19 protein-coding genes are annotated in these 22,578 nt (G+C 62.5%); 6 read left to right on the top strand and 13 right to left on the bottom strand.

Annotated features, from left to right (window positions below):
• Positions 1 to 6: 6 nt before the first annotated feature.
• Positions 7 to 1,335, bottom strand: a complete 1,329-nt coding sequence (aptA, locus tag NKJ12_RS14615; protein WP_352703430.1) for an omega-aminotransferase AptA — start codon at positions 1,333 to 1,335, stop codon at positions 7 to 9.
• Positions 1,336 to 1,578: 243 nt separating this feature from the next.
• Here aptA and NKJ12_RS14610 point away from each other — a divergent pair, with 243 nt between their 5' ends.
• Positions 1,579 to 2,220, top strand: coding sequence for a TetR family transcriptional regulator C-terminal domain-containing protein (locus NKJ12_RS14610; protein ID WP_254819042.1), 642 nt, complete (start codon positions 1,579 to 1,581; stop codon positions 2,218 to 2,220).
• A 22-nt stretch (positions 2,221 to 2,242) separates the two neighbouring features.
• Here NKJ12_RS14610 and NKJ12_RS14605 read toward each other — a convergent pair whose 3' ends face one another.
• Positions 2,243 to 3,115, bottom strand: coding sequence for a helix-turn-helix transcriptional regulator (locus tag NKJ12_RS14605; protein WP_352703428.1), 873 nt, complete (start codon positions 3,113 to 3,115; stop codon positions 2,243 to 2,245).
• A gap of 105 nt (positions 3,116 to 3,220) precedes the next feature.
• On the opposite strand from NKJ12_RS14605, the gene NKJ12_RS14600 reads away from it, so the two are divergent.
• Entirely contained in the window at positions 3,221 to 4,072 is an 852-nt protein-coding gene (locus NKJ12_RS14600) for an SDR family NAD(P)-dependent oxidoreductase (protein ID WP_352703426.1), read from the top strand.
• Positions 4,069 to 4,791: an SDR family oxidoreductase gene (locus NKJ12_RS14595; RefSeq protein WP_352703424.1), complete on the top strand. Its 723-nt coding sequence runs from the start codon at positions 4,069 to 4,071 to the stop codon at positions 4,789 to 4,791. The genes NKJ12_RS14600 and NKJ12_RS14595 overlap by 4 nt, the downstream gene beginning before the upstream one ends.
• A gap of 27 nt (positions 4,792 to 4,818) precedes the next feature.
• Here the strand turns inward: NKJ12_RS14595 and NKJ12_RS14590 are convergent, their stop codons facing one another.
• The 5 genes from NKJ12_RS14590 to NKJ12_RS14570 form a co-directional block, all read right to left on the bottom strand.
• Complete coding sequence (locus NKJ12_RS14590; protein WP_352475415.1) at positions 4,819 to 5,196, bottom strand: DoxX family protein; 378 nt, start codon at positions 5,194 to 5,196, stop codon at positions 4,819 to 4,821.
• A gap of 51 nt (positions 5,197 to 5,247) precedes the next feature.
• On the bottom strand, positions 5,248 to 5,706 hold the full coding sequence (locus NKJ12_RS14585; protein ID WP_352475416.1) for a carboxymuconolactone decarboxylase family protein: 459 nt from the start codon (positions 5,704 to 5,706) through the stop codon (positions 5,248 to 5,250).
• A gap of 13 nt (positions 5,707 to 5,719) precedes the next feature.
• A complete protein-coding gene (locus NKJ12_RS14580) occupies positions 5,720 to 6,238 on the bottom strand; it encodes an RrF2 family transcriptional regulator (RefSeq protein ID WP_352644794.1) in 519 nt (172 codons plus the stop codon).
• A 109-nt stretch (positions 6,239 to 6,347) separates the two neighbouring features.
• A complete protein-coding gene (preA, locus tag NKJ12_RS14575) occupies positions 6,348 to 7,661 on the bottom strand; it encodes an NAD-dependent dihydropyrimidine dehydrogenase subunit PreA (RefSeq protein WP_352475418.1) in 1,314 nt (437 codons plus the stop codon).
• Between the two features lie 2 nt (positions 7,662 to 7,663).
• The gene (locus NKJ12_RS14570) at positions 7,664 to 9,028 is read right to left on the bottom strand and encodes an NAD(P)-dependent oxidoreductase (protein WP_352703421.1); all 1,365 of its coding nucleotides are present in this window, start codon (positions 9,026 to 9,028) and stop codon (positions 7,664 to 7,666) included.
• Positions 9,029 to 9,499: 471 nt separating this feature from the next.
• Between NKJ12_RS14570 and NKJ12_RS14565 the strand changes: the two genes are divergently transcribed.
• On the top strand, positions 9,500 to 10,276 hold the full coding sequence (locus tag NKJ12_RS14565) for a VOC family protein (RefSeq protein WP_352703418.1): 777 nt from the start codon (positions 9,500 to 9,502) through the stop codon (positions 10,274 to 10,276).
• Positions 10,277 to 10,432: 156 nt separating this feature from the next.
• The gene (locus NKJ12_RS14560; RefSeq protein WP_352703416.1) at positions 10,433 to 10,825 is read left to right on the top strand and encodes a DoxX family protein; all 393 of its coding nucleotides are present in this window, start codon (positions 10,433 to 10,435) and stop codon (positions 10,823 to 10,825) included.
• A gap of 105 nt (positions 10,826 to 10,930) precedes the next feature.
• Here the strand turns inward: NKJ12_RS14560 and NKJ12_RS14555 are convergent, their stop codons facing one another.
• A complete protein-coding gene (locus NKJ12_RS14555; RefSeq protein WP_352703413.1) occupies positions 10,931 to 13,366 on the bottom strand; it encodes a GcvT family protein in 2,436 nt (811 codons plus the stop codon).
• Positions 13,367 to 13,445: 79 nt separating this feature from the next.
• Positions 13,446 to 14,984 carry a trimethylamine methyltransferase family protein gene (locus tag NKJ12_RS14550; RefSeq protein WP_352703411.1) on the bottom strand — a complete coding sequence of 513 codons (1,539 nt, stop codon included), beginning with the start codon at positions 14,982 to 14,984 and terminating at the stop codon, positions 13,446 to 13,448.
• A gap of 215 nt (positions 14,985 to 15,199) precedes the next feature.
• Here NKJ12_RS14550 and NKJ12_RS14545 point away from each other — a divergent pair, with 215 nt between their 5' ends.
• A complete protein-coding gene (locus tag NKJ12_RS14545; protein ID WP_352703409.1) occupies positions 15,200 to 15,790 on the top strand; it encodes a transglycosylase SLT domain-containing protein in 591 nt (196 codons plus the stop codon).
• Positions 15,791 to 15,804: 14 nt separating this feature from the next.
• Here NKJ12_RS14545 and NKJ12_RS14540 read toward each other — a convergent pair whose 3' ends face one another.
• From NKJ12_RS14540 to NKJ12_RS14525, 4 genes are all read right to left on the bottom strand, one after another.
• Positions 15,805 to 18,228 carry a dipeptide ABC transporter ATP-binding protein gene (locus NKJ12_RS14540; protein WP_352703407.1) on the bottom strand — a complete coding sequence of 808 codons (2,424 nt, stop codon included), beginning with the start codon at positions 18,226 to 18,228 and terminating at the stop codon, positions 15,805 to 15,807.
• A gap of 79 nt (positions 18,229 to 18,307) precedes the next feature.
• On the bottom strand, positions 18,308 to 19,465 hold the full coding sequence (locus tag NKJ12_RS14535; RefSeq protein WP_352703406.1) for an ABC transporter permease: 1,158 nt from the start codon (positions 19,463 to 19,465) through the stop codon (positions 18,308 to 18,310).
• A gap of 12 nt (positions 19,466 to 19,477) precedes the next feature.
• On the bottom strand, positions 19,478 to 20,512 hold the full coding sequence (locus tag NKJ12_RS14530; RefSeq protein WP_352475426.1) for an ABC transporter permease: 1,035 nt from the start codon (positions 20,510 to 20,512) through the stop codon (positions 19,478 to 19,480).
• A gap of 218 nt (positions 20,513 to 20,730) precedes the next feature.
• Positions 20,731 to 22,383 (bottom strand): ABC transporter substrate-binding protein, encoded by a 1,653-nt coding sequence (locus NKJ12_RS14525; protein ID WP_352505544.1) that lies wholly within the window; start codon positions 22,381 to 22,383, stop codon positions 20,731 to 20,733.
• Between the last annotated feature and the right edge of the window lie 195 nt (positions 22,384 to 22,578).

Here is a 22,578-nt window from a genome sequence, read left to right as displayed (position 1 = left end):
GGTTCTTCAATCCACCGCCCTCAGCACTTCGCGCACATGGTCGATCAATTCGTTGATCTGGCCTTTGGTGATGATCAGCGGCGGTGACAGCGCGATGATGTCGCCGGTGGTTCGGATCAATGCACCGCGCTCGAACGCCTTCACAAAAGCCGAGAAGGCGCGTTTCGTCGGCTGGCCGGCGATCGGCGCCAGTTCGACCGCACCGATCAGGCCGATATTGCGGATGTCGATGACGTTCGGCTCGCCCTTCAGCGAATGCAGCGCGTCCTCCCAGTACGACGCCAGTTCCTCGCCGCGCGTCAGCAGCCCCTCTTCCTTGTAGGTGTCGAGCGTGCCCAGCGCCGCGGCGCAGGCGATCGGATTGCCCGAATAGGTGTAGCCGTGGAAGAACTCGATCATGTGCTCGGGCCCGGTCATGAAGGCGTCGTGGATTTCCTTCTTCACGAACACCGCGCCCATCGGGATGACGCCGTTGGAGACGCCTTTGGCGGTGGTCATGATATCGGGCGTGACGCCGAAATAGTCGGCGGCAAACGGCGTGCCGAGACGGCCGAAACCGGTGATGACCTCATCGAAAATCAGCAAGATGCCGTGCTTGGTGCAGATCTCGCGAAGCTTCTGCAAATAGCCCTTCGGCGGCAGGATGACGCCGGTGGAACCGGCAACCGGCTCGACGATGACAGCGGCGATTGTCGAGGCGTCATGCAGGGCAACGATACGCTCTAATTCGTTCGCCAGTTCGGCGCCATGCTCGGGCACGCCCTTGGTGAAGGAGTTCTTTTCCGGCAGATGGGTGTGTGGCATGTGATCGACGCCGCCGAGCAGCGTGCCGAACATCTTGCGGTTTGTAACGATGCCGCCAACCGAAATGCCGCCGAAATTGACGCCGTGATAGCCGCGTTCGCGGCCGATCAGGCGGGTGCGCGAGCCCTCGCCTTTTGCGCGGTGATAGGCGATGGCCATCTTCAGCGCGGTCTCGACCGATTCCGATCCGGAATTGGTGAAGAACACATGGTCCATGCCCTTCGGCGCGATATCGACCAGCCGGTTTGCAAGCTCGAACACGATCGGGTGACCCATCTGGAACGCCGGCGCATAATCGAGCTCTGCCGCCTGGCTCTGGATCGCCTCGGTGATTTTCGGACGGCAATGGCCGGCATTGACGCACCACAGGCCGGCGGTGCCGTCGAGAACCTTGCGCCCGTCGCTGGTCGTGTAATGCATGTCCTTGGCGGACACGAACATGCGCGGCGCCTGCTTGAACTGCCGGTTTGCCGTGAACGGCATCCAGAATGCGCTGAGATCGTTCGGCGTGACTTTCAGCCGGTTGGACATGACCAAGACTTCCCCTTGTAACCCGTTTCGATGCGGCTAACGCCTGGTCTTTCCAACACTTGGTCTTTGCTGCGTTTTCGTGCTACGCAAATTTTTGACCGGTTGGACAAACGTTAGCACCGCCTTATCAGCGGTCAAGGGATTACTAGCGGAAATGCGGCTTTCGAAGTGCGCTCCACAGGGCGGAGAAAAACTGGTCCAGAGAATTGGTCCAGACACCCCTCGCGGCGAAGGTTTTTCGAGGTGACGGGGGCGGTCGAAAGCTCCGCTCCTCGCCGCACCCGCATTCAGCTGGAAAAGCGCGAGCTCATCCTAGAGGCGGCGCTCGAAGTCTTCTCCACCAACGGTTTTCGCGGCTCGACCATCGACCAGATAGCCGAAGCCGCCGGCATGTCGAAGCCGAACCTGCTCTATTATTTCCGCCGCAAGGAGGACATCCACGAGACGCTGATGCAGCGGCTTCTCGACACCTGGCTGGCGCCGCTGCGCGAACTCGACGACATTGGCGATCCCTTGACCGAACTGCGCAGCTATATCAGGCGCAAGCTCGAAATGGCGCGCGATTTCCCGCGCGAGAGCCGGCTGTTCGCCAACGAGATCCTGCAGGGCGCGCCGCGCATCATGCCGATGCTGGAGGGCGAATTGAAGACACTGGTCGACGAGAAGGCCAACGTCATCAAGGGCTGGATGCGCGCCGGCAAGATTGCCCGCACCGACCCCTGGCACCTGATCTTCTCGATCTGGGCGACGACGCAGCACTATGCCGATTTCGACGTCCAGGTCCGCGCCGTGCTCGGCCCCGATCGCGGCGGCGACGGCCGCTTCGAGGATGCCGCAAGGTTTCTCGAGCAACTGTTCATTGACGGGCTGAAGCCGAAGGGCTGAGGCTTCAGCGAAGCGATGGGCATCACGCGCTGCGCCGCTCGGCCGGAAGCGTCTCCAGCAGTTGTTCGAGCTTGGCGATCGAGTTTTGCTCGGCGAGCGGCGTGTAGACGATCAGCTTCATGTCCGAGCCGTCGTCGATCGACAGGCTCATATGCTCGAAAGCCATAGCGCCCGCTATCGGGTGCCGGACATGCTTCACACCCGATAGGTTGCGGGCCACGTCGCGTAGCGGCCACCAGGCGCGAAACTCCGGGCTCGAGCGCGTCATCAGCGCGATCAGCCGCTCGAAATCCGGATCGCCGACATATCTGGCGCTTTCTGCCCGGAATGACGCCAGCACGGCACGCGCCAGTTCCTCCCAGTCGACGAGCAGGCGCCGGTGCTGCGGGCTGGTGAACACCATATGGACAATGTTGCGGGCATCGCCCTCCAGCAGACCATAGTCGCCGAACACGGCTGCCGCGGCAGAGTTCCAGGCCAGCACGTCCCAGCGCCGCCCAAGGACATAGGCCGGCTGCAGGATCAGGCTCTGCAGCATGTGCAGTAACGGGCTATCGACTTTTTCCGGCGCGTCGAAGCGACGCTCCGGCTGCGGTCGGCCGGCAAGGATGAACAGATGCCGTTGCTCGGCCGCGTCCAGGCGCAGCGCCCGGCTGAGCGCCGTCAGCACCTCTGCCGACGGCCGAACGTCGCGGCCCTGCTCCAGCCAGGTATACCAGGTTGTGCCGACGCCGGCGATCATCGCCACTTCCTCACGCCGCAGCCCGGGCGTGCGCCGGCGCAATCCCGTCGATATGCCGGTGGCCGAAGGCGTCAGCCTTTCGCGCCGCGAGCGCAGGAAGGCGCCAAGCTCGCGGCGGCGGCTGTCTTCGGCGGAGTGCGTGGTGGAATCCATCGGCGCTATTATAGCAGTACCGATACCAGGATAAAGTTTGAACTGTTTGGCAAGTGGCTGGTGCCCCATCTTTCCGCTCAGAGCTATGAGATGGAGGCTCCGAACATGGAACTGAAAGACAAGACAATCCTCATCACAGGGTCTACCGACGGTGTCGGCCGCGTCGTCGCGCAAAGGCTCGGCGCCGGCGGCGCGCGCATCCTGGTGCATGGCCGCGACGCGACAAGGGGCAAGGCGATCGTGGCCGAAATCGAAGCCGCCGGCGGCAAGGCCGAGCTGCTGGTCGCCGACCTCTCCTCCCTGGCGGAAGTTCGCCGCCTCGCCGAGGCCGTGCGCGCAAGGACCAAGCGGCTCGATGTCCTCATCAACAATGCCGGCGTCGGCACCGCCGGCCCAAACGCGAAACGGCAGGTCAGCGCCGACGGTTACGAGTTGCGCTTTGCCGTCAACTATCTCGCCGGTTTCCTGCTCACCACGGAGCTGCTGCCGCTGCTCAAGTCCAGCGCGCCGGCGCGCATCGTCAACGTCGCCTCGGCCGGCCAGCAGGCGATCGACTTCGACGACGTCATGCTGACCCGCTCCTATGACGGCGTCCGTGCCTACTGCCAGAGCAAGCTGGCGCAGATCATGTTCACCATCGATCTGGCGGAGCAGCTGAACGGCACCGGCGTCACGGTCAACAGCCTGCATCCGGCAAGCTACATGAACACTACGATGGTGCGGCAGGCGGGCATCACACCCTGGAGCTCCGTCGAAACAGGCGCCGAGGCCATCATCAACCTCGCCACATTGCCGGCGCTAGAGGGGCGAAGCGGCCTCTATTTCGACGGCCAAAGAGAATCCCGTGCTGATGCACAAGCCTATGACGCGAAGGCGAGGCAGCAGTTGCGCGAATTGAGTCTCGGCCTTGTCGGGCTCGCACGCTCCTCCGCAACATCGAAGAAAGAAAATTCATGATCGAGGAAACCAATCACACCGTGGTGGTCGGCGGCTCCTCCGGCATCGGCCTGGCCACCGCGAAAAAGCTGCTCGGCACGGGCATGAAGGTGACGATCACCGGGCGCAACCAGGAAAGGCTCGACAACGCATGGCAAAGCCTTGGCGGCGCGGTCGAAAAAGCTGCCTTCGACGCCGCGAAGCCGGACGAGGTTCGCCAGTTCTTCAGCGATCTCGGCCCTTTCGATCACCTGGTGCTGGCCGCTAGCGGCGGCAAGGGGCTCGGCCCGTTCGAAACACTTGACCTGACCGACATCGGCGGTGGCGTCGACGAGAAGGTCCGGCCACAGCTCTCCTGCCTGCAGGCCGCCTTGCCGACGCTGAACAAGAGCGGCTCGGTGACTTTCATCTCGGCGGTGTCGGCGCAATTGTCGGCGCCCGGCGTCGCCGGCATCGCCGCCGTCAACGGCATGCTGCTGACCGTGGTGCCGATCCTGGCGATGGAGCTGAAGCCGTTACGCGTCAATGTCGTGGCACCGGGTGTCATCGACACGCCATGGTGGGATTTTTTGCCCGACGATCAGCGGCAGGCGGTGTTTGCCGAGTATGCCGGCAAGACGCCGGTCGGCCGCATCGGCCGGGCCGAGGACGTCGCCGAGGCAATTGCGTTCCTGGTTTCGAACAGCTTCATCACCGGCCAGGTCCTGACCTGCGACGGAGGTTTGCGGTATGCGGCGTAAAGCGGCTGCCCCAGGCGACGGTCGTTGTCAAAGCGGTTGCGCGATCAGCGCCAGAAATCCTCCGGTCAACGCCACGTTGCCGACAAAGCCATTGATGCGGGACGCGCGCTCCGGGCCCTGATGATCCCAGAAGTTATGGAACATCGGCGTAGCGACAATCAGGAACAGGATCAGGCATGCCGCCGCCAGAGCGGTCCAGATGCCTGCGATCACCAGCGCTCCGGCGATGATCTGCAGGACGATCCCCAGCCACAGCACCAGCCGCGCCTGCGGCACGCCGCGCGTCGTCATCAATTGGCTCACCAACGCCGCGTTCTGAATGTTGCGTAGGCCGGCAAAGACAAAGGCGCCGCCAAGCAGCAGGCGGGCGGCGAATAGGATCTCATTATTAAAGCTTGAAAACATGCTGTCGGTCCTTGGAAAAGAGGCGCGCGGCGCAAGGCCGCGCGCCTGTTCTCAAGCGGCCATGACCGCCGGCATCGGATGGATTGCATGGAACGGAACGCAAAGCCGGTTCCAGGTGTTGATCATGCCGAGCGCAACCGACAGCTTGACCAGCTCCTCTTCCGAGAAATGCTCGAGCGTCCTTGCATAGAGTTCGTCCGAAATATCGTTATCGGCGATCCTGGTCAGCGCGTCGGTCCAGGCGAATGCTGCGCGTTCACGCTCGGAAAACAGCGGCGATTCCTTCCAGGCGGAGACCAGATAGAGCCGCTGCTCGCTTTCGCCGTCGCGGCGCGCTTCGCGGCTATGCATCTCAACGCAATACGAGCAGCCATTGATCTGCGACGCCCTGAGCTTGATCAGATGCAACAGGCTTTTTTCGAGCCCGCATTCGTCGACTGCCTTGTTGAGCGCCGACACCGCCTTCATGATCTCCGGCGCCGCGCCGAAAAATTGCAGCCTCTGTTTCATCGTATGTAGCCTTTCATGCTTGCTTGGTTGAACTTGATTTCTGCGGCCGCTGATGGCGTTCGACGAACGCGCAGTTCGCGGCGATCGAACGGGGATCGGCGTCCGCCGTGTATTCTGCAACGATGTCGGACAGCCGGGCGTCGGCGAGCGCGGCGCGATAGGCACGCTCGGCCTTCAGCATGGCTACGTTGATGCCGCAAGGTTTGACATAGACCGAGGCATCGAGCTTCGCTGGGCCGCGCTGGCGGATTTCGGCGCAGCGGAAGGCCGGTTCGCGCCCCTCGACGGCCAGCACGATATCGAGCAGCGTTATGCGTTCCGCCGGCCGCGCCAGCCGGTAGCCGCCGTACGGCCCCGGCACCGATTCCAGAATGCCCGACGTTGTCAGCATGTTGAGATGCTTAAGCAGATAGCTCGGCGACAGGCCGAACGCTTCGGCCATGGCAGCACCCGGCATAGTCGCCGCGCCTTCCATGCCGGCTAGCATGGCGGCGCAGTGGATGGCCGCTTCGACGCCCTCGCCCAGCTTCATTTCGCTCTCCTATTCATGGATACATGTTATCCTGGATAAGAAGCATCCGCAATATCTATTTGAAAAAAGCGGCGCCCGCAGGTGCCGCTTTCCCACAACGCGCTGTTCGCTACTCCGCCGCCACTTTGGCCATCGGATTGTTCGGATGCGTCGTCCAGTTGGCATAGATCGGCGATACCGGCCTGCCGGTGCGCTGGTCGATCACGCCGGCCGCCAGCGGCTCCATGGTGATGCAATTCTCGACCGGACAGACATTGACACACAGATTGCAGCCGACGCATTCGGCCTCGATCACCTCGAAATGCCTGACGCCGTCGACCATGCTGGTGATCGCCTGGTGCGAGGTGTCCTCGCAGGCGATGTGGCAGCGGCCGCATTTGATGCAGGCGTCCTGGTCGATATGCGCCTTGGCGACGTAATTGAGGTTGAGATACTGCCAGTCGGTGACGTTGGGCGTGGCGCGGCCGATGATGTCGTCCAGCGAGGCATGGCCCTTCTCGTCCATCCAGTTTTCCAGGCCGGCGATCATCTCCTGCACGATCTTGAAGCCATAGGTCATCGCCGCCGTGCACACCTGCACATTGCCGGCGCCGAGCGCCATGAATTCGGCGGCGTCACGCCAGGTGGTGATGCCGCCGATGCCGGAGATCGGCAGGCCCTTCGTTTCCGGATCGCGCGCGATCTCGGCCACCATGTTCATGGCGATCGGCTTCACCGCCGGGCCGCAATAGCCGCCATGCGAACCCTTGCCGTCGATCGTCGGCTCCGGCGCGAAACTATCGAGATTGACGCCGGTGATCGAGTTGATGGTGTTGATCAGCGACACCGCGTCGGTGCCGCCGGCAAGGGCAGCGCGTGCCGGCTTGCGTATGTCGGTGATGTTGGGCGTCAGCTTGGTGATGACAGGCATGCGGGTGTTGGCCTTGCACCAGCGCACCACCATTTCGATGTATTCCGGCACCTGGCCGACCGCCGCACCCATGCCGCGTTCCGACATGCCATGCGGGCAGCCGAAATTGAGTTCGATGCCGTCGGCGCCGGTCTCCTCGACCACCGGCAGGATCGCCTTCCAGGCATGCTCCTCGCACGGCACCATCAGCGAGACGACGATTGCCCTGTCGGGCCAGTCCATCTTGACCTGCTTGATCTCGCGGAGATTGACCTGCAGGTCGCGGTCGGTGATCAGCTCGATGTTGTTGAGGCCGAGCAGACGACGGTCGGCGCCCCAGATCGCGCCATAGCGTGGCCCGTTGACGTTGACCACCGGTGGGCCCTCTTCCCCGAGCGTCTTCCACACCACGCCTCCCCAGCCCGCCTTGAAGGCGCGGATGACGTTGTAAGCCTTGTCGGTCGGCGGCGCCGAGGCCAGCCAGAACGGGTTCGGCGACTTGATGCCGACGAAATTGTTGCGGATGTCTGCCATGCTCATGCCCTCCCGTTCGAGGTCAGTGCCCGATGAATGCTCTCCGCCGCATCGCGGCCTTGCGCGACGGCCGAGACAGTCAGGTCGTCGCCGCCGAAAATGCAGTCGCCGCCAGCCCAGACATTGGCCAGCGAGGTGCGCCCTTCCGCGTCGACCTTGATGCGGCCGGCTTCCAGGGCAAGCAAGGCTCCGCTGCCGTTGAGCGCAGCCGGGACAAAGCTCTGGCCGATCGCCTTGAACACCTGGTCGGCGGTCAACGTCAGCCGCTCGCCGGTGCCGACGAGCCGGTCGCCGTCCATCGCGGTGTATTCGAGCTCGATCGCCGACACCTTGCCGGCGTCGGCAATGACCCGCTTCGGCTGCAACCAGTGCCGGATGATGACGCCGTTGGCGGCAGCCAGATCCTGCTCGAATTCGGAGGCATTCATGTGCTCCGGGCCGCGCCGATAGCAGATCGTCACCTCTTCGGCTCCGAGCAGCTTCGACTGCACCGCCGCGTCGATCGCCGTCATGCCGCCGCCGATGACGACAACACGCCGGCCGACCGGCAGGCTGGCCAGATCACTGGCCTGACGAAGCTCGGCAATGAACTCGACGGCGTTGGTGACGCCTTGCGCCTCCTCGCCGTCCGCTCGCAAGGCATTGACGCCTGCAAGCCCCATGCCGAGGAACACCGCATCGTAATTCCTGGTCAGGTCCGACAGCTGGTAATCACGGCCGAGCGCCTTGCCGTTCTGGATGTCGATGCCGCCGATCGACGTGACATAGTCGACTTCGTCCTGGGCAAAATTGTCGACGCTTTTATAGGCGGCGATACCGTACTCATTGAGGCCGCCGGGCTTCGGGCGGGCTTCCAGGATGGTCACGTCGTGGCCGCGGCGGGCAAGCCGATGCGCGGCCGCAAGCCCGGCCGGTCCGGCGCCGACCACGGCGACCGTCTTGCCGGTCGGTTCGGCGCGCTCGTAGAACTGCTTGTTTTCGGCCATGGCGACATCGGTGGCGTAGCGCTGAAGGCGACCGATCTGCACCGGCTTGCCTTCTGCCACCTCGCGCACGCAGACCTCTTCGCACAGCGTCTCGGTCGGGCAGACGCGGGCGCACATGCCGCCCAAAATGTTCTGGTCGAAGATCGTCTTGGCTGAGCCGATCGGATTGCCGGTCGCGATCTGGCGGATGAACAGCGGGATGTCGATCGAGGTCGGGCACGCATTCATGCACGGCGCGTCGTAGCAGAAATAGCAGCGGTCGGATTCGACCAGCGCCTCGTGATGATCGAGCGGCGGATGCAGATCGGAAAAATTGTCGGCATATTGTTCCGGCGAAAGTCGCCCGCCGGCAATGCCTTGCTTGAACTGGCCTTCTGGCATCGTCAGTTCCCCATGTTCTTGTTTTGGGGAAGGCTAGCACGTTTTATTTTTTTATCAATTGGTCAATTTTCGGCGCAAGCCGCTGGAACGGTTCAACAAACATGATAATCAAACTCATATTTTGACCTGCCTGATGGCTCTGTCGAAAGGCCGAAATGCCGCTTCGTCGGCGCTAGGCGCTTGCATAAGCTTGAGCACTTGATGCCATCCCCCGCGAACGAGGAAGAAACGCATAACAACCATGCGGATGCACGTCTCGCCGGCTAAGCCGCCACGAGCGATATAGGCCGCCGGCGTTCCAGCCGGGTGGTATAGACCGAAGATCCTCCGCTGTAGGAAAATCCAAACACAAAGCGCGCAGGCCACGGGCTGTGCGCCATAACTTTTTTGGCCGCTGTCTGATTTTCGTCGCGAAGATCGTCCTAGAATGGATCGCGCATGATCGATGTACAAACCGCAAGGAGCACGACAATGCCACAGTCCCCGATGCCCTTCTTCTGGTACGAGTTGATGACCACCGATCTCGACGCCGCCGAGGCGTTTTACACCTCGGTGGTGGGCTGGAGGGGGCAGCCTTTCGAAGGCGCCCCGGGCATGCCGCGCTATATCGTCATGAATGTCGGCGAGCGCGGCGTCGGCGGGCTGATGACGCTGCCCGAGGACGCGCGCAAGATGGGCATGCCGCCGGCCTGGATCGGTTATATCCTCACCAGGGACGTCGATGCCGCAACGGCGTCCCTCAAGAAGGCTGGTGGCGCGGTTCACCGCGAGCCCGACGACATTCCTGGCGTCGGCCGCTTCGCCGTCGTTGCCGACCCGCAAGGCGCGATATTCAACTTCCTGCAGCCCAGCGGCCCCGACCAGCCGCCGCTACCGTTGACGACACCCGGCAACATCGGCTGGCATGAGCTCTACACGTCAGACTGGAAGGCGGCGTTCGATTTCTATTCCAGCCAGTTCGGCTGGGAGAAGGGCGACGCCATGGATATGGGTCCGATGGGCGTCTACCAGCTTTTCGTCTTCGGCGGCGAGCCCGTTGGCGGCATAATGAACAAGCCCGAGCAGATCCCGGCGTCGGTCTGGCAGTTCTATTTCAACGTGCCCGGCATCGACGCGGCAGCCAAGCGTGTCACCGACAATGGCGGCAAGATCCTCATGGGTCCGATGGAGGTTCCCGGCGGCAGTTGGATCGTGCAGTGCACGGACCCGCAAGGCGCCCATTTCGCGCTAATGGCACCGACGCGGTAACAGGCCGCGCCAATTGCGGGGCCGCCTTCGTGCGGCCCCAAGACTGCAGCACTTCTCACGACTCACTCACCGACAGTTGATGGCAGGCCGGATCATGTGAATGGTCCGGCCTTTGGCGATGACCTATGGCCGGGCGAGGTGAAAATGGAGTCGTAGATGAAGCTTTTCGAAGGCCTGGCCGGATATCAACCGTTCGCTCTTGCCGCGTTGCGCATCATGACGGCGCTGCAGTTCATCGAGCACGGCACTCAGAAACTTTTCAATTTCCCTGTCGGCGACCATGCCGGCACCCTGAGCGGGCTGTCGCTGACTGCGGCCATCCTGGAATTCGCCGGCGGCATCCTGCTGGTATTGGGGCTTTTCACCAGGCCGGTGGCATTCCTTCTCAGCGGCGAGATGGCGATCGCCTATTTCATGGCGCACATGCCGCGCGACTTCTTCCCGGTCAACAACGGCGGCGATGCGGCAATATCGTTCTGCTTCATCTTCCTCTATCTGGTGTTCGCCGGCGCCGGCGCCCTGGCGCTGGATAACCGCCGGGTTTCGTAATTGACCGTCTCCCGGCCGTGGGCCCGCTGCCTCCGGCAGCTCCCCGGCGTTCGGAACCTTTCGCCGTGCCACCGGCACGGCGAATTCGCTGTGCGAACCGGTTCCTCACCCTCTCATCCGTTCGAAATTCGCGTCGAACAGCGGGGTCGGCTGCATGCGCGCGGCGTGGCGTTTGCCCAGAAGCTCAATCTCGAAACCGTAGGCCTCGTCGGCGATCTCTTTCGGCACATAACCGATGGCGACAGATTTTTTGGAATGATGTGCGTAGCCGCCGGACGTGACCCAGCCGCGCACGGCGCCGCCATACCAGATTGGCTCGTCGCCGATGACGTCGGCATCGGCAGCATCGACGACAAAGGCCCGCAGCCGCAGTCTGCCGCCTTGCTTGCGCTCGGCCAGCGCCGCCTGCTTGCCGATGAAATCGGCCTGCTTGCCGTAGGCGACGAAGCGGTCGAGGCCGGCCTCCAGCGGCCCATAGATCGGCCGGTATTCGCGCGCCCATGAGCCGTAATTCTTCTCGAGCCGCAGCGCATTGAGCGCGCGCGAGCCGAACAGGCCGATGCCGAATTCCTCGCCCGCCGCCATCAGCGCCTGATAGGCGGCACGCTGATATTCCGGCGCCACCCAGATTTCGTAGCCGAGGTCGCCGGTGTAGCTGACGCGCCCGACCAGGCACGGCGCCATGCCGATATCCATCCTGCTGATGGCCATGAATGGAAAGGCCGTATTCGACACGTCAGATCGTGTGACCTTTTCAAGAAGCTTCCGCGCGCTCGGCCCGGCGATCGATAAGCCGGTGAGTTTTGCTCCCAGCGCCTCGATGCTGACAGAGCCGTCCTCCGGCAGATGCGCTTCGAACCAGCGCATATGGTACTGCTCGGCGACGCCGGAGCCTGCCAGGAACCAATCGTCACTTTTAGAATTGCCGAGATTGGCCAGCGTGAAATCGCCGATCAGCCTGCCGTCTTCCTTCAGCATCGGCGCCAGCGTCATGCGGCCGGATTTCGGCAGCTTGCAGGCAAGCAAGCGGTCGAGCCAGGCCGCAGCGCCCTCGCCGGTTACCCTGTATTTGGCGAATGACGAGATTTCCGACAGACCAACGCCTTGCCGAACCGTCTCCACTTCTTTCGCGACATGCTCGAAATCACTCGAGCGGCGCCAGGAGAATTCGTCCTTGACCCCTTCGGGCGCGTACCACAGCGGCACCTCCAGCCCATAGGCGACCCCCCATTGCGAGCCCTTCGCCGACAACAGATCGTAGACCGGTGTCGTCTTGAGCGGCCGGCCGGCCGGTAATTCCTCGTTTGGGAAGCGGATCGAAAACCGCCGCGAATAGTTTTCGCGCACCTTGGCGTTGGTGTAGGCCATTGTGGCCCAGTCGCCGTAGCGCGAAACGTCCATCGCCCAGATATCCGCGCCGGGATCGCCTTCGATCATCCAGTTCGACAGCGCCAGCCCGACGCCGCCGCCCTGCGAGAACCCCGCCATGACACCACAGGCCACCCAGAACCCCGGCAGGCCGCGCACCGGCCCGACCAGCGGATTGCCGTCCGGCGCAAAGGTGAAGGGTCCGTTGATGATCTGCTTGATGCCGGTGTTCTGGAACGCCGGGAAATGCCGGAACCCGACCTCCAGCGACGGTGCGATGCGGTCGATGTCGGGTTCGAGCAGTTCGTGGCCGAAACTCCATGGCGTCTGGAACTCGGACCATGGCTTGTTGGCCTTTTCGTAAGTGCCCATCAGCATGCCGCCGCGCTCCTGGCGCAGATACAGCTCGCCGTCGAAATCGACTGCATGGATGATCTCCGTACCAGTCTTCTGGTTCCAGGCGGCGACTTCCGGCATGTCCTCGGTGATCAGGTACATGTGCTCCATCGCCAGCACCGGCAGCTCCAGCCCGACCATGCGGCCGACCTCACGCGCCCACAGGCCGCCGGCGTTGACGACATGCTCGGCCACCACCTCACCCTTGTTGGTGATGACACGCCACAACCCGTCGGCGCGCCGCACGATGTCCTCGACCTTGGTGAAACGCTCGACCTCGGCACCAAGCTTCCTCGCGGCCTTGGCGTAGGCGTGGGTGACGCCGGAGGGGTCGAGATGACCGTCCTCCTTGTTGCGAACGGCGCCGACGAACTGCTTGGGGTCGAGCAACGGCATCAGCTCGGCCGCCTCATCAGGCGATATCTCCTCGAGCTCGATGCCGAGATAGCGGCCCTTGGCGACGACGCCGCGCAGCCAGTCGAGGCGCGCCTCGGTCGCCGCCAGCAAGACGCCGCCAGTCAGATGCACGCCGGTCGCCTGGCCGGACAGTTCCTCGATCTCCTTGTAGAGCGAGATTGTGTATTTCTGCAGCTTGGCGACATTGGGATCGCCATTGATGGTGTGCATGCCGCCGGCGGCGTGCCAGGTCGAGCCGGAGGTCAATTCATTGCGCTCCAGGAGCACGATGTCGGTCCAGCCGTGACGGGCCAGATGGAACAGCACGGAGCACCCGACAACGCCACCGCCGATAACCACGACCTTTGCATGCGATTTCATGGGATTCTCTCTGACGTCAACGAGTTGGATGGGAACGATCAATTCGGGGAGGAGCCCCACGAGCGCGAGCCTTCGATCATCACGGCTCGCTTTGCCCGATCGCTTCCTTGCGCTTGGCCACGTATGCCTCCAGCGCTTCGCGCCTGGAGATTTCCATCACCGGCTCGACATAGTCCTCCAGCGCCTTCTTCCACAGCCGCGTCGCCCGCGCCGTGGCATCGAGCCCGCCAGCCTCCTGCCAGGCCTCGAAATTTTGCCAGTTGGACAGCATCGGCTGGTAGAAGGCTGTGGCGTAGCGCTCCAGCGTGTGCGGCTCGCCGAAGAAGTGGCCGCCGGTCGGAACCGCACCCAGAGCCTCGACAGCAAGCTCGGCCTCGTTGACCTCGATCGGGCGCAAAAACTCCATCATGTGCTGGATCATCTCGACATCGATGATGAACTTTTCGAACGACGCTGTCAGTCCGCCCTCTTGCCAGCCGGCGGCATGGTAGACGAGGTTGCCATGGCCGAGCACCGCGCCCCACAGCGCCATCAGCGTCTCATAGGCGCCTTGCGCGTCGGCGGCATTGGAAGCCGAGCCCGGCGTTGTGCGATAAGGCAGGTTGTAACGCCGCGCCAACTGTCCGGACGCGATATTCGCCTTGGTGTTTTCAGGCGTGCCGAACGCCGGCGCTCCCGATTTCATATCGACATTGGAGGTGAAGGCGCCATACATCACCGGCGCGCCGGGGCGGACGAGCTGCGTCAGCACCACGCCGAACAGCGCCTCGGCATTCTGCTGGGCGAGCGCGCCGGCAAGCGTCACCGGGCTCATCGCCCCCATCAGTGTGAACGGTGTTACCGCGACCGACTGGCCGAACTCGGCCATGGTCATCAGCCCCTCGGCCATCATCTCGTCGAAGCGGCGCGGCGAATTGACCGAGATGATGGTGGTGACGCCGGGATCGTCGCGCATCTCGTCAAGCGTCAGTCCGCGCGCGATTGCCATCATCTCGATGCCGTCGAGCGCCCTGCCGCGGCCGATGGCCGAGACGTGAAAGCTTTTGTCGGTCAGTGTCAGATTGGCGAAATAGGTGTCGAGATGACGGGAATTCGCCGGCAGTTCTACCGGCGCGCAGACCTGGTTGCCTAGCATGTGGATGCAGTTGAAATGCTGCGCCAGCCGGACGAGGTCGGAATAATCGCGCAAATTGCCGGCACGGCGGCCGCGCTCCATGTCGTGCACATTCGGCGGCCCGGCGACGAGGGTGAAGTTGATGGTGTTGCCGCCGAGGTGGACGGCATGGGCGGGATTGCGCGGCGTAAGCATATAGCTGGACTGTGTCGTCTTCAGCGCTTCCTCGACCATGCCGCGATCGATGCGGACGTTCATCGTGGCATGATCGACCTTGGCCCCGGCCTTCTCGAACAGCGACAGCGCCCGCGGGCTCATCACCTCGATGCCGAAATTCTCCAAGATATGCATCGACGCCTGGTGGATCGCCTCGATCTGGTCGGCCGAGAGCATCGCCATCGGCGGATAAGGGTTTGTCACCCGCCTGAGCGGCAGTTGCGGGATGGCGGTCGGTCCCCTGTTGCTGGTTCGCTCGGCGCCGCGCTTGCGTCTTGGTTCGATCATGCGGCGCATCAAAGCGCCGGCACGAGGATCGAGCTGTCAGAAATCCGCCATTTGCGGGCGTGATTTTAGCCAAGGCGGCATTCTTGGCAGTCATCCACTATGAAAGCGACGAAACAGGTCGAAATATCGACAATTGATCCGCTGGCCGGCAGAGATGGCGAGCGTTAAGAAACGCCGCAAGATTCCTTTTATGTTTTCGGCCTAATGCTCTTCCGATGCGTAGGTCGAGTTTTAGTAAAATTGTAGCGATTGCCGTGCCGCTGACGCTTTCGGCCTGCGCGACGCCGCCGAACCACATCAACGATGTCTGCGCCGTTTTCGACCAGAATGACGGCTGGTTCGACAATTGGCAGGCGGCGGCACAACGCGCCGAGCAGAAATACGGTGTGCCGGTTCCCGTGCTGATGGCGACGGTGCGCAAGGAGTCCGGCTTCAAGAGCAACGCCAGGCCGCCGCGCACCAAGCTGCTGGGCTTCATTCCCTGGAAACATATCTCCAGCGCCACCGGCTTCTCGCAGGCGCTCGACGGCACCTGGGCGCAATACCAGAACGAGACCGGCAGCTGGGCGGCGCGCCGCACCCGCTTTGCCGATGCCGTCGATTTCGTCGGCTGGTACCATTCCAAGACCGCCGAGACCCTCGGCGTCGCCCGCAACGACACCTACAATCTGTATCTCGCCTACTATCTCGGCTGGAATGCCTACAAGCGCGGCAGTCGCGGCGACGCCGACGTGCAGCGCTATGCGCACGCCACGGAGCAGATGGCGCAGGACTACGCCGCTCAGCTACGGCAATGCGCGCCCTAGCCTACTAACGGCTCTCAGCCGCCCTTGGGTTTGCGTGGCTTGCGCGTGGCGTCGTCCGCCTGGCGGCCGTCGCCGACTGTCGGCGGCATGATTGGTGCCGACGCGCTATCGGCAGAGCTTGAGGTGCCGCCGGTCTCTGAAACCTCGTCGCGAACCTCATGACGGCGGGCTTTGGCGACCGCTTCTCCATTCTCCGCTGCCTCGCCCTCGGCATCGGCTTCCGCGCTGCCGGTCTTGCCGTGTGGACGCTTGGGCGGATCACCGGCAAAGCCCGGACCAGTACCGTGCGGCGCATCGTCCGGCACGCCCTCATTCGCGGCGTGCTCCTTGTCGAATTTGATCACCGGCTCCATTTTCGCCAGCACGTCGTCGGCCAGCCAGCACAGGCTCATATGGCCGTCGCCGAGATGCTTGACCGGCGGCACCTTGGTTTCGCAAAGATTGTCCGGCACCAGCTTCTTATAGCCGCAGCGCGTCTGGAACGGACAGCCCGAGGGCGGGTTCATTGCCGACGGAATGTCGCCTTCAAGCACGATGTGCCTTTTCACCACGCTGGTGTCGGCGATCGGGATCGCCGACAGCAGCGCCTCGGTGTAGGGGTGATAGGGCGGCGAAAAGATCTGGTCGGTCGTGCCTTGCTCGACGATATAGCCGAGATACATGACGACGACGCGGTCGGCGATGTAGCGCACCACCGACAGATCGTGGCTGATGAACAGCATCGTCGTCTTGTTCTTGCGCTGGATATCCATCAGCAGCTCGGTCACCGCCGCTTGCACTGACACATCCAATGCCGAGACCGGCTCGTCGGCCACCACCACCTTGGCGTCGCCTGCAAAAGCCCGCGCCACGCCGATGCGCTGTTTCTGGCCACCTGAAAGCTGGCGCGGCTTGCGCGACTCGAACGCCCTCGGCAGCTTCACCAGGTCGAGCAACTCCAGCATCCGCTTGCGGCGGTCGGCCACCGTGTTGCCGACATTGAACTTTTCCAGCGTACGGATGATCTGCGAACCGACCGAATGGCTCGGATTGAGCGTGTCGAACGGATTTTGGAACACCATCTGGATCGATGACACCGTGTCGACGCTGCGCTTCTCGATCCCGGTCGACTGGATCTCCTTGTTGCCGAGCTTAACGCGGCCGGAGCTCGCCGTTTCGAGGCCGAGCAGCACCTTGGCCAGGGTCGATTTTCCGCAGCCGGATTCGCCGACGATAGCGACGGTCTCGGATTCGCGGGCCATGAACGAGATCGTCTCATTGGCCTTGACGACGCGGCCCTCGCTCGAGCCGAACACTTCGCTGCCGCCGACCTTGTAATACTTCCTGAGGTCTTCGATCTGGAGCACCGGCGCACCGGGCACCACCCGCTCGTTGACCTTCTTGGCGCCGGGCGGCAGCGCCTCCCAGTCGATCTCGTTGAAGCGCACGCAGCGCGAGAAATGCCCGTCATGGCCTTCGACCGCGATCATCGGAATTTCGGCGGCGTTGCAGACGCCCTCGACGAAATGGTGGCAGCGCGGGCCGAAATTGCAGCCCTTCGGCCGCTCGTGCGGCAGCGGCAACTGCCCCGGGATCGAGATCAGCGGCCGCGAATTCTTGTCGGCGCCGGGCAGCGGGATCGAGCGGAACAGGCCTTGCGTGTAGGGATGGCGCATCCGGTCGAAGACGTCCTTGATCTTGCCGGTCTCCACCGCTTCGCCCGAATACATCACCGTAATGCGGTCGCAGGTCTCCAGGATCAGCCCGAGATTGTGCGACACGAAGATCATCGAGGTGCCGAACTTCTCGCCCAGCCCCTTGACCAGGTCGACGATGCCGGCTTCCACCGTCACGTCGAGCGCTGTCGTCGGCTCGTCGAGCAGGAGCAGCGCCGGCTTCGACAGCAGCGCCATGGCAATGACGATGCGCTGCTGCTGGCCGCCCGAAAGCTGGTGCGGATAGGAACGCATCATGCGTTCGGGATCCGGCAGCTTCACCGCGCGCACCATTTCCAAGGCGCGTTTATAAGCTTCGTCCTTCGACACCTTGTCGTGGATAAGTGGCACTTCCATCAGCTGCTGGCCGACCTTCATTGCCGGGTTCAGACTGGCCATCGGCTCCTGGTAGATCATCGCGATCTTGTTGCCGCGGATGGCGCGCAGTTCCTCGTCGGACAGTTCTCCCATGTCCTTGCCCTGGAACTTGATCTTTCCGCCGACGATCTTTCCGATGTTGGAGAGATCGCGCATGATGCCGAGCGACACGGTCGACTTGCCGCAACCGGATTCGCCGACGATGCCCATTGCCTCGCCGGGCATGACGGTGCAGGAAAAATCCATGACCGCCGGGATCTCGCCCTTACGGGTGAAGAAGGAGATCGACAGGTTCTCGATCTCGATGATCGGCCCGTTGGTCGGCCCATTGGTCGGCTTGGCGGGATTTCGAACTGCCTCATTCATGGGTCGCTCCAATCCTTGTTCTTCAGGCACGTCGGGCCGAACCCTGCATCGGTCTTCCCGGCATCAATCTTTCCCGGCATCAATCTTTCATAGACTGTTCGCGCAGCGAATCCGCCAGGAGGTTGAGGCCGAGCACGAACGACATCAACGCGATCGTCGGCGGCAGCGCCGGGTGGATGAAGGAGCGCAGCAGCCGGCTTGCATCCTTGATCGCCGTGCCCCAGTCCGGGCTTTCCGGCGCCAGTCCCAGCCCGAAATAGCCGAGCGTGCCGAGCAGGATCGTAGTGTAGCCGATGCGCAGGCAGGCGTCGACGATCAGCGGCCCGCGCGCATTGGGCAATATCTCCCACAGCATGATGTACCAGGGCGATTCACCGCGCGTCTGCGCCGCCGCAACATAGTCACGCGTTTTGATGTCCATGACCAGGCCGCGCACGATGCGGAACACGCCCGGGCTGGAGGCGAACACCACCGCCACGAAGATGTTGAGCTGGTTGGGATCGATATGGATGATCTTGAACGGATCGGCATCGAAGACCAGGCCGGCATAGATCCAGCCGCCAACGACCAACGTCAGGCCAAGCAGGATATAGAGGCGGTCGGGACGGTTCTTGTAGCGCGTCCAGAACAGCACACTGAAGAAGATGATCGGAAACAGGAAGAACAGCCCTGCCATCGCGTAGGGGATCGGCGTGTCCATGATGCCCGGCGTCACCAGCAGGTAGAACAGCAAGATCACCGGGAAGGCCAGCACAAGGTTTGCGAGGAAGGACAGCACCGTATCGATCCTGCCGCCATAATAGCCGGCCGGCAGGCCGAGCGTAATACCGACCATCAGCGCAAAACCGGTCGCCGCCGGCGCGATGATCAGCACGATCTGGCTGCCATAGACCATGCGGGAGAACACGTCGCGGGCGAGCTTGTCGCCGCCGAAATAGTATATAAGTTTCGACGCCGGCTCGATCGCGCCCGGCAGCGCGTCCTTCATGATCGGCACCTGGGCAAGCGGATCGAAGGGCGAGATGGTCGACGCGAAGATCGCCGTAAACAGCCAGAACAGGCAGATGCCGACGCCGACGATCCCGACGCCGCTGTCGAAAAGCTGGCCGTAAAGGCCTAGTTTCTTCTTGTAGCCGAAGCTCGCTCCCATCACCAGGGCAAGAGCGATCCAGACCGGCCAGAAGCGGGCAAGCACGCCGAGTACGACGTTAAGGGCGCTGAGATATTCGACCTGCATCCGCCCGGTCTCCTATTGAACTCTGATGCGCGGATTGAGAAACGCGTAGCCGACATCGGAGATGAGCTGTGTGATCAGGACGATAAACACCGAGACCAGCGAGCAGCCGAGCAGAAGATCGATGTCGTTGTTGCCGGCAGCCTCGACCAGCGTGTAGCCGAAACCCTGGTAGCGGAACATCACCTCGACGATAACGACACCGGTGAGCAGCCAGGGAAACTGCAGCATGATGACCGTGAACGGTGCGATCAGCGCGTTGCGCAGAGCGTGCTTTATCACCACGCTGCCGAAGGAGAGGCCCTTCAGCCGGGCGGTTCGGATATATTGCTGTGTCATCACCTCCACCATCGAGGCGCGGGTCATACGGGCGATGTAGCCGATGCCGTAGATCGCCAGCGTCATTACCGGCAAGGTGAAATTGTAGAAGGTGATGCCCTGACTGGCCGAGGCCGCCGAACCGTTCAGCACGCCGAGCCAGGAGGCGAAGATCACGGTGAAGATGACGCCCGAAACGTATTCGGGCGTCGCCGTCGAGGCGATCGAAGCCACCGACAATGTACGGTCGGTGCGTGAGCCCTCGCGCATGCCGGCGAGAATGCCGATCAAAAGCGAGACCGGCACCATCACGGCCAGCACGCAGAGCATCAGGATGCCGGTGGCGCTGAGCGCCGGGAAGAGTTTCGAAGCGACCGTCGTCTTGAACTTCGTCGAGCATCCGAAATCGCCTTGCAGGATGCCGGAGAATGTCGGCACGACCGGATCGTTGCAGAAGGAGAAACGCTGTGCGGGCTTGCCGGTCGCCGGGTCGGTCACCGGCTGCTTTGGCATGATGCCCAGCCATTGGCCGTAGCGGACAAAGAAATTCTGCCGATAGCCATGGTTGACCAGCCAGGCCTCAAGCTGCTCGGCGGATGTGTGCATTTCGGTCTGGCTGATCGCCAGCTTCTTCAGATTGGGCCCGAGATTGACCAGGAAGAAGACGATCATCGTCAGGCACAGCATCGTCAATGCCATGGTGCCGAGACGCCTGATAACGAAAGAAAGCATGGCGGTCCCCTGCCGGTCGGGTTGGGGGTTGGAACCGGTTTGCAAGCCGCCCTGCCGCCAGCGGCAGAACAAGCCTTCAGACCAGTCCCAGATGCAATACCCTTTTATTGCAGACCCCGGCCGAAGAGTCCGCAACTTTTTGCTGCGCCGACTTCCGGTCCATGGATCATGCAAAGAGCGACGGAAAGGGGCGAGACGCCCCTTTCCGGATCGTCCGGTCAGGCCTGCTCGAGCCAGACCTTGCCATAGTCGCGCTCGAAGGTCGGGTGCATCTTGTAGTTCTGCACCGCCTTGACCGAATGGCTGTAGAGCTTGCGCCAATAAGGCTGGATGATAATGCCGGAATCCTGCAGGATCTGCTCGATATCCTTCATCATTTCCTTGCGCTTGGCGGCGTCGGCGACTGCGAGCGCAGCGTTGAGCTTGGCATCCCACTCCGGATTCGACCAGGCCGTCTCGTTCCAGGCTTCACCTGTGCGGTAGCCGATCGCCAGAACCTGGACGCCGAGCGGCCGCATGTTCCAGTTGGTCATCGACAGCGGATACTTCGTCCAGTCGTTCCAGAAGGTCGAACCCGGCAGCACCGTACGCTTCACCTTGATGCCGGCGTCCCGCATCTGCGCGGCGATCGCATCGCCTGTATTCTTGTGCCAGTCCTCGTCGACCGTGATCAGCTCGTGCTCGAAATCGGCCTGGCCGGCTTCCGCCATCAGCGCCTTCGCCTTGGCCGGGTCGCGAGCAATCTTCGGCAGTTCGTAGTATTCCGGATGGATCGGGGCGACATGGTGGTTTTCGGCAACCGTGCCGGCATTGCCGTAGCCGAGCTGGAGGACGACATTGTTGTCGACCGCGAGCTGCAGGGCGTTGCGAACCTTCTGGTCGCCATAAGGCTTGTTGGTCACATTGGTGCGGCAGACGATCGTCGAGGCGGTGACGATCTCCGACTTCACCAGGTCCATGCCGTCGAGGATCGACACATAGTCGGCCGACGTCTCGAAATTGGTGTGTACCTCGCCTGCTTCGAAGGCGCTGACCATGGCCGCCGGATCGGTGCCGTAGTCGACGAACTCGATGCCGTCGAGGAAGACCTCACCATCCCACCATTTGTTATCTTCGCGGCGCTTGTAGACCACTTTCTGGCCGACATCGTAGGAGACCAGCTCGAACGGCCCAGTGCCGATCGGGCAGGACTTGAAGTCGCCGCCTTTTTCATCGAACGTCTTGTGGACGATGAGGCCGGGATAGTCGCACACGTTGGGAATGAGGGCGATATCCGGCTTGCTGAGCGTCAGCTTGATCGTGTGGTCGTCGACCTTGGTCACCGCGCTCTCATCCAGTTTGTCGTCCTTGACCAGCGAACCGAGGCGACCCGGCATGGAATTGCCTTCGGCCTTCTTGTCGGCCCAACGCTTGAGGTTGAAGATGACGTCGTCTGCGGTGAACGGATCGCCGTTGTTCCAGGTGACGCCTTTGCGCACATGCAGCGTGTATTCGGTAGCGTCGTCATTCACGTCCCAGCTCTCCAGCAGATAGGGGCGGAATGTGTATTCGGTGGTATATTTGACCAGCGGCTCGAGCGCCTGGCGCTCGGCATTGGCGATTTCCGACCAGTCGGCCTTGCGCGGATCCTTCGGATCCTTGATCCATTGCGCGACCTTCAACACGCCGCCTTTCTTGCCCTGGACCTCTTCCGCTTTGGCCGGCGTCGGGTCTGCAAGGCCAAGCATGCCATAGGCCATCGCCGTCGAGGCTCCGAAGACGCTGGCGAGAGCCAGAAATTCGCGACGATCCATCTTGCCTGCCTTGGCGTCTTCGGCCATGGCCAGGATGTGATCGGGAACGCGGTCGCCGTTACTCTTGTAGATCGTCATGACTAACTCCCATTGTTGGCTTTCTGCCTTTTAACATTCCGCATCCGCGCCATGATGTCAAAGACGGCACGGATTGGGAACATGCCAAGGAATGTGCAACTTTGGAAGCAGGCCGGTTCGCGCGTTAACGACAGTCTTGGCGCAAATTTGCTAGTGCGCCAGGGATTTCGCCCGAAATCTCCACGGGCAATTAAA

This window comes from Mesorhizobium sp. M0195 (assembly GCF_040322115.1).
Taxonomy (GTDB): Bacteria; Pseudomonadota; Alphaproteobacteria; order Rhizobiales; family Rhizobiaceae; genus Mesorhizobium.
Note: the sequence above shows the minus strand (reverse complement) of the source record. Positions and strands in the feature narration are given on the sequence as shown.